Source organism: Maribacter sp. (genome assembly GCF_016744255.1).
Taxonomy (GTDB): domain Bacteria; phylum Bacteroidota; class Bacteroidia; order Flavobacteriales; family Flavobacteriaceae; genus Maribacter_B.
Map to the genome: position 1 here is coordinate 17,406 of NZ_JADGES010000010.1, position 13,481 is coordinate 30,886.

Below are 13,481 nucleotides of genomic sequence, written 5' to 3' on the forward strand. Positions count from 1 at the left end.
AGTCTATAACCAGGCTTTAAATATATTATAAAAATAATCTTAATAATTATTTAACTAAAAGCTTATGCGATGGTTTAAATTTGGTTAAGTTAATACCTTTTACAGCTGCTACATACTCCTGTATTGTTGGAGTTCTACCAAGAATTGTAGAAAGAACTACTACTGGCGTAGAAGATAGTAATGACTCTCCTTTTTTCTCACTAGAATCTTTAACAACTCTTCCTTGAAATAAACGCGTAGAAGTAGCCATTACAGTATCACCTGGCGCTGCTTTTTCTTGGTTACCCATACATAAGTTACAGCCTGGACGTTCTAAATATAAAATATTTTCATATCCAGTACGTGCTGCAGCTTTAGGTGCATTATCATCAAATTCGAAACCAGAGTATTTTTGTAAAATATCCCAGTCGCCTTCAGCCTTCAATTCATCCACTATATTGTATGTAGGTGGCGCTACTACTAGTGGTGCTCTAAACTCCACTTTACCTTTTTGTTCATCAATATTTTTAAGCATTTGAGCTAAAATCTTCATATCTCCTTTATGAACCATACAGGATCCAACAAAACCAAGGTCTACTTTTTTAGTTCCTCCATAGAAAGAAAGAGGTCTAATTGTATCATGAGTATAACGTTTAGAAACATCATCGTTGTTCACATCTGGATCAGCAATCATTGGCTCTGCAATGATATCTAAATCAATAACAACTTCAGCAAAATACTTAGCATTTGCGTCTGGAGTTAGAGCTGGTTTCTCTCCTGATTTAATTTCATCAATTCTCTTATCAGCGATTGCAATCAACCCTTTAAGAACTTGGAGCTTATTGTCCATCCCTTTATCGATCATAATCTGGATTCGCCCCTTCGCAATTTCTAAAGATTCAATTAATGTATCATCTTCAGAAATACAGATAGAAGCTTTAGCTTTCATCTCTGCTGTCCAGTCAGTAAATGTGAATGCCTGATCAGCAGTAAGTGTTCCTATGTGAACCTCGATAATTTTACCTTGGAAGACGTTATCCCCACCAAACTGAGTAAGCATTTGAGATTGGGTAGCATGAACCACATCACGGAAATCCATATAAGACTTCATTTCCCCTTTGAAAGTAACTTTTACGGATTCAGGAATCGGCATTGAAGCTTCTCCAGTAGCAAGAGCCAGGGCTACTGTTCCTGAATCTGCACCAAAAGCAACACCTTTAGACATCCTTGTATGTGAATCTCCTCCAATGATTATTGCCCAATCGTCAATAGTAATATCATTTAAAACTTTATGAATTACATCGGTCATCGGTTTGTACTTATGCTCTGGGTCACGAGCAGTAATAAGACCAAAATCGTTCATAAACTTCATAAGTCTAGGTATGTTTGCTTTAGACTTATTATCCCATACTGAAGCAGTATGACAACCCGATTGGTATGCTCCATCAACAATTGGAGAAATGACTGTAGCTGCCATCATCTCCAATTCTTGAGAAGTCATAAGGCCAGTTGTATCTTGTGAACCTACAATATTTACCTCTACACGAACATCCGAACCAGCATGTAATACTTTTCCTGGAGTCGTTCCAACGGCATTCTTATTAAATATTTTTTCTACTGCTGTAAGACCTTGCCCTTCATGAGAAATCTCTTTTGATGTAGCAAATACAGGAGTAACAGGGACACCTAGCGCTTTCGATGCAAATGTTTGAAGTTTTTTTCCAAATACGATAGCGTATGACCCACCTGCTTTTATAAATTCAACTTTTTGTGGTGTTAACGCTGGAGAGATATCAATAAGCTCCTGATCACCTTTATAAAGTTTCTTTTCTTTTGTATTAATTGTAAGAACCGTACCTGTAGCAACAGAGTATGTTTCCTCTAAAACAACATCTCCATCTGCATCTCTTAAAGTTATACCTTCTGCATCTGTCTTTTTTACCCAATTTTTAAGGTCAATACCAATACCACCAGTAACACCTACTGTTGTAAGGAAAATTGGGGAAATACCATTTGTACCTGCAATAATTGGAGCAATATTAATAAATGGAACATATGGACTCGCTTTTATACCCGTCCATAAAGCCACATTGTTAACTCCCGACATTCTTGATGAACCTACGCCCATTGTACCTTTTTCTGCAATTAACATTACCCTCTTATCAGGGTGCTGCTTTTGTAGTGCAAGAAGAGCATTTTGTTGCTCCTTGTTGTGCTCAAACATACATTTACCATGTAGCTCACGGTCTGATCTAGAGTGAGCATCACCTCCTGGAGAAAGTAAATCTGTAGAAATATCTCCTACACCAACGATGAACGTTACTACTTCTATTTCCTCTTCTACATCAGGTAACTTAGTAAAAAATTCTGCTTGTGCATAACTCTCTATAATTCCTTTAGCTATCTTGTTGCCGCTTTTGAATGCTTCTTCTAAACGATATGTGTCCGCCTCGTAAAGAAAAACTTGTGTCTTTAAAACATCTGCAGCTTGTTTCGCATTAGAAGCATCATCCCCTAAAGCTAAATCTAGTAATACCTCTACAGAAGGTCCTCCCTTCATGTGTGATAATTGCTCGAAAGCAAAATCCGAAGTAATTTCTTTCACTACCGATTCTCCAAGAATAATCTCTTTTAAAAACTTAGATTTTACACTAGCAGCACTCGTAGTTCCAGGTAAAACATTGTAAATAAAAAAGTTAAGAGAGTCTTCTCTATACTCACTACTTAAATCTTTAATCTGCTCAATGATTTCGCTTAATAATTCGGCACTATCAATTGGCTGTGGATGAAGCCCCTGACCTTTTCGTTCTTGGATCTGCTTGATGTAATCTTTATAAGTGTTCATATAATAGAATATCTAGTTGATTAAGTTGTTGGAATCTCACAAAATTACTAAAATCCCTAACCTTTATGAAAAAATTTCATTGTGTTTAGTTGGAATTTAAGGAAATAGCTAAATAAATAGTACGAAAAAGAGAATCTCAAATTATTTGAGTCAAATTTTAATAATAATGCAGCGAAAACGTTTGAATCAAGGTATAAAAACTACCATAATTGCTTAATAATGTCTTCTTCTGAGATATTTTCGGCTTCAGCTTTGTAGTTTTTTATAATTCTATGTCTTAAAATCCCCATAGAAACAGCCTTGACATTTTCTATGTCTGGTGAAAATTTCCCATTAATTGCGGCGTGCGCTTTCGCCGCCAAAACAAGATTTTGAGATGCTCTAGGCCCTGCTCCCCAATCTAAATATTGTTGTACATAATCTGAAGCTCCTTCTATATTAGGTCTTGTACTACTTACTAGTTTCACCGCATATTCTACCACATTATCTGGCACAGGGATTCTACGAACTAAGTGTTGCACCTCCATTATCTCCTTTGCATTAAACAATGCATTAACCGTAACTGAATTATCTGAAGTTGTACTCTTTACTACCTGCACTTCTTCTTCGACAGAAGGGTACTTTAACTCTATAGCAAACATAAAGCGATCTAATTGTGCTTCTGGTAAAGGGTAGGTACCTTCTTGTTCAATTGGGTTCTGTGTAGCCAATACAAAATACGGCAAATCTAACTTATGTTGCACGCCTGCAATAGTAACTGCTCTTTCTTGCATTGCCTCTAATAATGCGGCTTGGGTTTTTGGCGGTGTTCTATTTATCTCATCCGCTAAAATAATATTAGAAAAAATAGGACCTTTAATAAATTTAAAGTTTCTGTTTTGATCTAAAACCTCGCTTCCTAATATATCGCTTGGCATTAAATCTGGTGTAAACTGAATACGTTTAAAATTTAATCCTAAAGTCTGGGCTATGGTATTCACCATTAAGGTTTTTGCTAAACCAGGAACCCCTATAAGTAAAGAATGCCCTCCTGTATAAATAGACAGTAAAATTTGGTCGATAACCTCTTCCTGACCAATTATTATTTTACCTATCTCTTTCTTTAAAGATTTATGTTTATTTACGAGATTCTGTATCGCAGTAACATCTGACATGCAATTATTCTTTTACCCAATTATTGGAAAAATCACAGTCTTTTTTAGAATCATTAACACTGATATAAGTATCTTTTATGTGCTCTGCCATCCATTCTTTTATTGCTCCAAACTGCTTCTCGGTAAGTGCTAATTTTTGAATTTTAATATAATCCTTAGCAAAATCTGCTACATGTTCATCATACCTATTCGTTACCTTTAAAATCTTATATTTTGGAGGCCCTCCACGTTGGTCCTCTTCTACTATAGGAAAAGATATTTCATTATCTTTTAAATTACGCACTTGATTATATAAAGAAGGGTCCATTTTAGTAAGCTCAAAGCGAGAATCAAAATTGGTAGGGTTCCTTAATAAGCCACCATCAAATTTTGTTTCTTTTTCATCTGAAAAATTAAGAGCTGCTTCTGCAAATGTAAATTTTCCATTATTTATTTTAGTACGAATACTATCTAACTCTGATTTTGCCTCTTCTAAAGCTTTATCTGATATTTCTGGCTGAATTAGTATATGTCTTAAATCTAACTCTTGTCCTCTAATTTTTTCAATAAAAATAATATGATACCCAAATTGTGTTTCAAAAGGCTCTGACACTTCTCCTTCTTGCAAACTAAAAGCTACATCCTTAAATGTTTTATCAAAACCTGTTTCCTTGGTGATACTGTAAAATCCTCCTTTAGATTTAGAACCTGGGTCTTGAGAATAAAGAATTGCCTTTACATTAAAACTAGCATCATTATCCTCTACATCTGCCTTTATTCCGTTTAACTTATCTATAACTTTCTGTTTTTCTTCCTCTGAAGGCTTTGGAGATTTTACTATTTGTGCTATTTCCATTTCTGCTCCAAAAACAGGCCTTTCGTCCTCTGGAATTTTATTAAAAAATTGCCTTACTTCTTCTGGTGTAATTTCTATTCCAGATACAATACTATTTTGCATCTTCTCAGAAAGCATACGTAGTTTATTAATTTTATATAGCTCTTCTCTAAAATTAGCTTCACTTTCCTTTTTATAGTACTTTAAAACCTTTTCCATAGATCCAATCTGCTGAACCAAGGACTGTAATTGTCTGTCCCCTGTTGCATTCACCTCATCATCAGATACTAAAATACTATCCTGAACAGCCTGGTGTGCATACAAACGATCTTCCATTAATTTCCCCAGAAGACTACATTTTGTAATATCTTGTGTAGATGCTCCTTGACTCTTTAAATCTATTAGCGTTTTTTCGATATCAGATTCTAATATCACATAATCACCTACAACAGCAGAGATTCCATCTAATTTCACTTTTTCAAAGTTCTCAACCGAATCAACTTCCGTTAACTTTGTTTCTTCAATAGACGGCTCTTGTGGCTCTATTTGTGTGTCTGGAATTTCTTGAGTGGTTTCTTGTGCTTTAGCCGTGTACGAAAAAACACATAAAACTAATAGTAGTACTAACTTATTCATCTTGAACATAAACTTCAAATTCTTTTTCTTTAATAGCTTCATCAATTATCTCTGTTTCTAACTTTCTTACATAGTCTAGTTTTCTTCGACTAAGTAATACTTGGGTTATACTAGATTTAACAAATGAAAGAGGTGCGATAGTATTTACCTCTTTAACCTCTGCAATTTTTCCCAAATATACCCCTAATGAATCCTCCAATTCAAAAAATTGTGATTTTTTTAAGTATCTATCCTGATTCTCAATTGTTAAAGGAGCTATTTCTTGTATTACTCGCGAAGAGGAAACCCAAATAGAATCATTAAAATTTAGCTTTCTAAATTGTACTGATATAGAATCCAAAAATTTTATATCCTCTCCATCAAAGCTTTTAAGACTCTCAATTATCGCCTTTTTATTTAAAAATTGCTTTGGTATCTCTACAAAACGAAGTCTTACAATTCTTTCTTTTAATTTAAAATTATCCTTCTCTCGCTCATAAAAATCTTGTAATTGCGCCTCACTCACTACAGAATCGCTCCCCTGTTGTACTAATGCTTCTTTATAAGCTCTAGTATATAAATCCGTTCTATAGTTAGAAACAAGAGTATCGTATTCTGTAAGTTTTTCTTCGGATAGATTAATCTTTGCTTTGGATAACAATAATTGTTTGGACGCCCAATTATTTATGTAATTCGTAATAATTGCAGCACTATCAGTGGAAGATATTCCTTCTCCTAAAAAAGGAGCAACTGCATCTATATATAAATAGGACTTACCAACTCTAGCCAATGGGTTTCCTTCTTCTTCTTTATTAAGATAGGATCCACAAGAAATAAAAATGAACAGAAATACCGCTAAAAAGCAAACCTTTTTAAGTAATCTTAGATTTTTCTTTAATACAAACATTTTGCAAAAATAGTAATAAGATAACGTTTAGCAAGAATTAACAGCTTTCCTTAACACAATTTTGGGGACATCTAATTAGAATTACTACTTTAGGCGCTTTAGAAAACACAAAACCAATTCTAAGTGTATATGGCAAATAAAAAAATAAAATTAATTTGGGATTTTCGAGGGCCTGCAGCTTATAAAACTGCGGAGCATCATGAAATTCACCTAAAAGAATATATTACCATAGAAGGTATAGAGCTAAACAATACAGGTTTTACACAAATTAATGATATGCACAGCATAGCTTATATGGTAGTTGAAGAAACTAATATGATTGCTGTTAGAGATGCTTTAAAGCCACACAGAGGAGAGATATACACAAGCTAGTTTTCCTTAAACCAATGTACCACACCAACACCTCTTTCATTAATGTTAGTGATTCTACAAAAAAAGAAAAAGCTGATTTATAAAACTCAATTTATATAAGATTCCGATATTCGCGCACCGATATAAATTTATTTTAAAATTCTTTACTTTAGTAATACATGACAGAGCCTAAAAAAACACGTATAAATAAGTATTTAAGTGAAGTTGGTTTTTGCTCTAGAAGGGCTGCCGATAAATTAATCGATCAAGGAAGAGTTACCATAAACGGGAAAATTCCTGAGATGGGAACAAAAATCACCGAAGGAGATGAAGTAAAAGTAGACGGAGAACTCATTTCTGAACCAAAAGAAAAACCAGTTTATATTGCTTTTAACAAGCCTATAGGAATTGTTTGCACTACAGACACCAATGTAGAGAAAGATAATATAATTGAATACATAAATTACCCTAAGAGAATTTTCCCTATTGGAAGATTAGATAAACCCAGTGAAGGCCTAATTTTCTTAACTAACGATGGCGACATTGTAAACAAAATTCTACGAGCAAGAAACCACCATGAGAAAGAGTATATTGTAACTGTAGGTAGACCTATAACTTCTAATTTCTTAACGCAAATGCGTAATGGTGTTCCAATATTAGATACGGTAACTCGCGAATGTGATGTGGAGGAAATAAGTAAATATCAGTTTAAAATTATACTAACACAAGGTCTAAATCGTCAAATTAGACGTATGTGCGAGTACCTTGGCTACGATGTTAAAAAGCTAAAAAGAACACGGATTATGAATATTTCATTAGACATTCCTGTTGGGCAATGGAGAGATATTTCTCCCGCAGAACTTAAAGAAATAAATCGTCTAGTTTCTGCTTCCGCAAAAACACATGATGATTCTTTTTAGAGAAAGAAAAACAAATAGACTATTTTCAAAAAACACCAAGACACTCTACATTATCTTTTTTGATAAATTTTAACACTCATCCATCTAAAAATCATTAACTTAGTAAGTAAACCACAAGCATGCTTTAACTTTTCAACTATTGCTTACTAATTTATGTACAATGAAACCTTTAGCTGTGAATATTACCAAGAAACACAAATTTAAATTAGCGTTAATCCTTACATTATTTACTGTACTTAGCTCTTTTAACGTATTAGCTTTTCAAGAACAAAAAGTTGATTTTATTGAGTATAGAGGAGAAGTTTTAGATGAAACTTCTAAAAAACCATTAATCTTCGCAACTTTAGCTATACAAGAATCTAACATAACTACAGTTACCAATACCGAAGGTCAATTTTCTCTAAAAATACCAAAAGAAAAGAAAGGCTCCAATGTTTCTATTTCATTTCTAGGATACAAAACAAAGCTTATTCCCCTATCCCAATTCAAAGAAAAAAAAATAAAAATATATTTAAGCGTTTCTGTAACAGAACTTTCCGAAATAAATATTAGTGCACCAAAAAGTGCTGAAGCCTTAGTTAGGGAAACCCTTGCCAAAAAAGGGGAGAACTATTTTGACACCCCAACCCTAATGACAGCCTTTTACAGAGAAACCATAAAAAAAAGAAGAAAGAACATTTCTCTTTCAGAGGCAGTTGTAAATATTTACAAAACACCATACTCCTCTAACCGAAAGGATGTTATACAACTGTATAAAACTAGAAAAAGCACAGACTATAACAAAATAGACACCGTTGCATTAAAGTTACAAGGAGGTCCTTTTAACGCTTTATACGTAGATATTATGAAGTATCCAGAGTATATTTTTAGCAAAGAATCTCTGAACGATTATATATTTAGCTTTGATAGTTCTACTAGAATAAATAACAAACTTATCTATGTTATAAACTTTAAGCAAAGACCTAATATACATAGACCTATGTATAAAGGTAAATTATATATAGATGAGACAAATAAAATATTAACTAGCGCCATATACTCCTTAAACATTACCAATAAAGAGGAAGCGGCCAGAATGTATGTTCGTAAAAAACCAAGAAATGCAAAAGTATGGCCTTCTGAAATTGCTTATAGAGTAGATTATAGAGAAAAAAACAATAAATGGTATTACGGATACAGCAATGTTTTACTTGAGTTTAAAATAGATTGGGACAAAAAACTATTTAATTCCGTTTATAGCATGACATGCGAAATGGCTGTAACAGATTGGGAGAAAAGCGATACAAACTCTATACCCAAGGCTAAAGAAAGAATAAAAACCACTCTAATTTTAAGTGAGGAAGCTATAGGGTTCTCTGATCCTGATTTCTGGGGAGAATACAATATTATAGAACCCGAAAAATCTATTGAATCTGCAATTAAAAAAATTCAACGACAGCTAAAACGCTCCAAAAATAAAAGAGACCCCTCTAAACCTTAAAACAATACAAAAGTGGATAACCTATAATAAAACCACATAGATTAGTTACCCCTAACTAGATGAAACAACACACATATACTTATAAAAAAAAGAGAGCCGAAACAACTAAGTTTCGGCTCTCTTTTTTATCCTCAAAGGAGGTTAATTAGCAACCTCACTTATAAATTTTAATCTATACAAACGAAGTTCTTCATCTTCATAATCCCCATCAAATTCTTTACTTGCTTCCCCTAAATCATCTGTTTCTGCTTCTAGAAAATAATCATGTATTTCTTCTTGCTGGTCTTCATCCAGAATTTCGTCTATCCAATATCCTAAATTAAGTTTTGTGCCACTAAAAACAATCTGTTCCATTTCTTTTATTAAATCTGGAAGCTCTATACCTTTTGCTGAAGCAATATCATTTAAAGACAACTTACGATCTACATTTTGAATTATATAAAGTTTTAAAGCAGAATTAGCTCCCGTACTCTTTACAATCAAATCATCTGGACGGGTAATATCATTCTCTTCTACGTAATCTGCTATTAATTGAATAAAAGGTTTTCCGTATTTTTTAGCTTTCCCTTCACCAACTCCATGAATATTAAGCATTTCCTCCATGCTAATAGGATACTTCAATGCCATATCGGCCAAGGATGGGTCTTGAAAAACTACAAAAGGAGGCACACTAAGCTTATCTGCTTGAGCCTTTCTTAAATCCTTAAGTTGTTTTAATAATTTTTCATCGGACACCCCTGCTACTTTGGAGGCACTTACAATAGCTTCATCGCTTTTTTGATTATAAACATGATCCATTGTCATCATAAAAGACTCTGGAGTCTCCAAGTAAGCTTTCCCTTCTGGAGTAACCTTTAGCACTCCATATTGCTCAATTTCTTTTTTAAGATAACCTGCAACAAGGATTTGCCTAATTAAAGCCATCCAATAACCCGTATCTTTATCTTTACCAATCCCAAAAAATGGTTTTTCATTGGTTTTGTGTGAAGATATTAAAGCATTTACTTCTCCTATAATTGTTTTTACTACTTCCTTTGCTTTAAACTTCTCTGCTGTTCCATGCACAACACTTATTAGCTTTATTACATTCTCTTTGGCTTCCTTCCTATCTTTAGGGTTACGAGCATTATCATCCATATTAGCCCCATCCCCATTAACACCATCAAAAGATTCTCCAAAATAATGCAACATAAATTTTCGCCTAGACATGGACGTCTCGGCGTAAGCCACTACTTCTTGCAAAAGAGCATTTCCAATTTCTTGTTCCGCAACAGGCTTACCAGACATAAATTTTTCTAGTTTCTCTACATCTTTATATGAGTAAAAAGCTAAACAATGACCTTCTCCCCCATCTCTTCCTGCACGTCCTGTTTCTTGATAGTAACTCTCTATACTTTTAGGAATATCATTATGAATAACATACCGAACATCTGGCTTATCGATTCCCATTCCAAAAGCGATTGTAGCCACCACAATATCCACATCTTCCATCAAGAACATGTCTTGATACTTGGATCTAGTTTTTGCATCAAAACCAGCATGGTAAGGCACAGCACTAATTCCATTAACTTGTAAAACTTGCGCTAACGCCTCTACTCTTTTTCTACTTAAACAATAAATAATTCCAGATTTTCCTGCATTTTGTTTTACAAAACGAATTATATCTGCATCGACATTTGCTGTCTTTGTACGGACTTCGTAAAACAAGTTAGGTCTATTAAAAGATGCTTTAAATAATTGCGCTCCAGTAATACCTAAGTTTTTGATAATATCTTCTTGTACTTTAGGAGTTGCCGTTGCTGTAAGTCCAATAATTGGGATATTTTCTCCTAACCGACTTACAATACTTCGCAAGTTTCTATATTCTGGTCTAAAATCATGACCCCACTCCGATATACAATGAGCCTCATCGACTGCTACAAAAGAAATTTTCACAGAATTAAGAAAATCAACGTATTCATCTTTTGTTAAAGATTCTGGCGCTACGTACAATAACTTTGTAACTCCATTAACAATATCTTCTTTTACTTGTTTTATTTCTGTTTTGTTCAGTGATGAATTTAAAACATGTGCAATACCGTATTCGGATGAAACTCCTCTTATAGCATCTACTTGATTTTTCATCAGGGCAATTAATGGAGACACCACTATTGCTGTTCCTTCTTGCATTAATGCCGGCAATTGATAGCACATGGATTTACCTCCACCTGTTGGCATAATAACAAAAGCATTTTTACCCTCTAGAATTTTCTTAATAACTTCTTCTTGCAGCCCCTTAAATTGGGAAAAACCAAAGTGTTTTTTTAATGCTACGTGTAAATCATCACTACTCAAACTCATTTCACTTATTGCCATTTTTACTATATTCTTCGAACTTTAGAATATCAATTTAATAAAATATAAACCTAATTCCAAGTTATAATCCGAATGCTAAGTTAATTTCTATTTTATAAAATATCGTATAAAATTAAGTTTGCTTAATTTTGTAATCTTAAAGATAAGACATTCTTTTAGGAATTCAACCCATAATCATACAATACATTGAGTAATACAGACGCTATAATCGCCCTTGCAAAAAAAACGATAAACCTTGAAAGCAAAGCTATTGGAAATTTAACTTCGTTATTAAATTCCGATTTCGCTAGTGCTATAAACACAATTATTGACTCTAAAGGTAGAGTTATAGTCACTGGTATTGGCAAAAGTGCCATTATTGCAAATAAGATTGTAGCCACCTTTAACTCTACAGGAACACCTGCAATTTTTATGCATGCTGCAGATGCTATTCATGGCGATTTAGGAACAATCCAAGATAACGATGTGGTAATTTGTATCTCTAAAAGTGGTAATACTCCAGAAATAAAAGTTCTTGTTCCTTTAATAAAAAGAGGTAACAACAAACTAATTGGAATGACAGGGAACACAGATTCTTTTTTAGCCAAACAAGCCGATTTTATTTTAAACACCTATGTAGAAAAAGAAGCCTGTCCAAATAATTTAGCCCCTACAACAAGCACTACTGCACAATTAGTAATGGGAGATGCTTTAGCAACATGCTTATTAGAATTAAAAGGATTCAGCAGTACCGATTTTGCAAAATACCATCCAGGAGGAGCACTAGGAAAAAGATTATACCTAAGAGTTGCTGATATTGCAAATAAAAATGAAAAACCACAAGTAAGCGCAGACTCGGACGTAAAAGAAGTTATTGTAGAAATTTCAGAAAAAATGCTAGGGGTTACAGCTGTTATAGAAAACTCTAAAGTAGTCGGTATTGTTACAGATGGGGATATTCGTAGAATGCTTAATAAGTATGATAATATAAAAGGACTAACCGCCAAAGATATTATGTCTGCCAACCCTAAAACTATTGAAACAGACGTCTTAGCCGTAAAAGCTTTACAAGAAATGCAAAATAGAGGAATATCGCAATTGTTAGCAATAAAAGACAATACTTACCAAGGTATTGTACATTTACATAATTTAATAAATGAAGGCATTTTATAATGAGTAAAACAGAAACTAGCCCTAGGCAAGAAATGTCATTTCTTGACCATTTAGAAGAATTACGTTGGCACCTCATTAGAAGCACATTAGCCATTGTAATTATTGGCAGTATCGCCTTTTTAATGCGAGGATTTGTTTTTGACACAGTCATCTTTGGACCAAAAAAAATGGATTTTCCTACTTATCGCCTATTTTGCGATATTGCAACTTATTTAGGATTCGATTCTGACTTTTGTGCAGACAAATTACCTTTTACCATACAAAGTAGATTAATGTCTGGGCAATTTTCCGCCCATATTTGGACCTCTATTTGGGCTGGGTTTATAGTAGGATTTCCATATATATTATATGAAATGTGGAAATTCATTAGTCCAGGTTTATATGAGAAAGAACGCAGAAACTCCAAAGGATTTATATTCATTGCTTCTTTTTTATTTTTCCTTGGGGTATTATTCGGTTATTATATTGTAACGCCTTTATCTATTAACTTTTTAGGCACCTACCAAGTAAGTGAAGAGGTATTAAATGAATTCGATTTAAGTTCCTTTATAGCTACAGTAAGATCTTCTGTAATTGCTTGTGGTATTCTTTTTGAACTACCTATAATTATATACTTTTTAACCAAAATTGGCCTCGTAACTCCAGAAATAATGCGCAAGTATAGAAAAATAGCCCTTGTTATAGTTCTTATTTTATCTGCAATAATTACCCCTCCAGATGTTGCTAGCCAAGTTATAGTTGCTGTTCCTGTTTTAATATTGTATCAAGTAAGCATACACATATCTTCTTATGTAATGAGAAAAGAAGCAAAAAAGGCTAAAAAGAATTTAAAAACCAATTAACTAGTATAGCATTGTATTTGGTTAAAAATTACATAATTTCTTTTGTTGCTAACCAAATAGAATTAGA

10 protein-coding genes are annotated in these 13,481 nt (G+C 33.5%); 5 read left to right on the plus strand and 5 right to left on the minus strand.

Going from position 1 to position 13,481, the window contains the following annotated elements:
- Nucleotides 1–46 precede the first annotated feature (46 nt).
- From QZZ51_RS03145 to QZZ51_RS03160, 4 genes are all read right to left on the minus strand, one after another.
- A complete protein-coding gene (locus QZZ51_RS03145; protein ID WP_291865747.1) occupies nt 47–2,824 on the minus strand; it encodes a bifunctional aconitate hydratase 2/2-methylisocitrate dehydratase in 2,778 nt (925 codons plus the stop codon).
- Nucleotides 2,825–3,024: 200 nt separating this feature from the next.
- Entirely contained in the window at nt 3,025–3,978 is a 954-nt protein-coding gene (locus QZZ51_RS03150; RefSeq protein WP_291865750.1) for a MoxR family ATPase, read from the minus strand.
- Nucleotides 3,979–3,982: 4 nt separating this feature from the next.
- Nucleotides 3,983–5,437 carry a peptidylprolyl isomerase gene (locus tag QZZ51_RS03155; RefSeq protein WP_291865753.1) on the minus strand — a complete coding sequence of 485 codons (1,455 nt, stop codon included), beginning with the start codon at nt 5,435–5,437 and terminating at the stop codon, nt 3,983–3,985.
- On the minus strand, nt 5,421–6,314 hold the full coding sequence (locus QZZ51_RS03160; protein WP_291865755.1) for a peptidyl-prolyl cis-trans isomerase: 894 nt from the start codon (nt 6,312–6,314) through the stop codon (nt 5,421–5,423). The genes QZZ51_RS03155 and QZZ51_RS03160 overlap by 17 nt, the downstream gene beginning before the upstream one ends.
- A 129-nt stretch (nt 6,315–6,443) precedes the next feature.
- On the opposite strand from QZZ51_RS03160, the gene QZZ51_RS03165 reads away from it, so the two are divergent.
- The 3 genes from QZZ51_RS03165 to QZZ51_RS03175 all read left to right on the plus strand — a co-directional run bounded on the left by QZZ51_RS03165 (nt 6,444) and on the right by QZZ51_RS03175 (nt 9,065).
- The gene (locus QZZ51_RS03165) at nt 6,444–6,686 is read left to right on the plus strand and encodes a hypothetical protein (protein ID WP_291865756.1); all 243 of its coding nucleotides are present in this window, start codon (nt 6,444–6,446) and stop codon (nt 6,684–6,686) included.
- Between the two features lie 158 nt (nt 6,687–6,844).
- On the plus strand, nt 6,845–7,585 hold the full coding sequence (rluF, locus tag QZZ51_RS03170) for a 23S rRNA pseudouridine(2604) synthase RluF (protein WP_291865758.1): 741 nt from the start codon (nt 6,845–6,847) through the stop codon (nt 7,583–7,585).
- Nucleotides 7,586–7,745: 160 nt separating this feature from the next.
- On the plus strand, nt 7,746–9,065 hold the full coding sequence (locus QZZ51_RS03175; protein ID WP_291865760.1) for a carboxypeptidase-like regulatory domain-containing protein: 1,320 nt from the start codon (nt 7,746–7,748) through the stop codon (nt 9,063–9,065).
- Nucleotides 9,066–9,206: 141 nt separating this feature from the next.
- On the opposite strand, the gene recQ is transcribed toward QZZ51_RS03175, so the two are convergent.
- Nucleotides 9,207–11,405: a DNA helicase RecQ gene (gene recQ, locus QZZ51_RS03180; protein ID WP_291865843.1), complete on the minus strand. Its 2,199-nt coding sequence runs from the start codon at nt 11,403–11,405 to the stop codon at nt 9,207–9,209.
- Between the two features lie 201 nt (nt 11,406–11,606).
- On the opposite strand from recQ, the gene QZZ51_RS03185 reads away from it, so the two are divergent.
- Together QZZ51_RS03185 and tatC are read left to right on the plus strand one after the other, a co-directional pair.
- Entirely contained in the window at nt 11,607–12,572 is a 966-nt protein-coding gene (locus tag QZZ51_RS03185; RefSeq protein ID WP_291865762.1) for a KpsF/GutQ family sugar-phosphate isomerase, read from the plus strand.
- Nucleotides 12,572–13,414 carry a twin-arginine translocase subunit TatC gene (gene tatC, locus QZZ51_RS03190; protein ID WP_291865763.1) on the plus strand — a complete coding sequence of 281 codons (843 nt, stop codon included), beginning with the start codon at nt 12,572–12,574 and terminating at the stop codon, nt 13,412–13,414. The genes QZZ51_RS03185 and tatC overlap by 1 nt, the downstream gene beginning before the upstream one ends.
- The last annotated feature ends 67 nt before the right edge of the window (nt 13,415–13,481 follow it).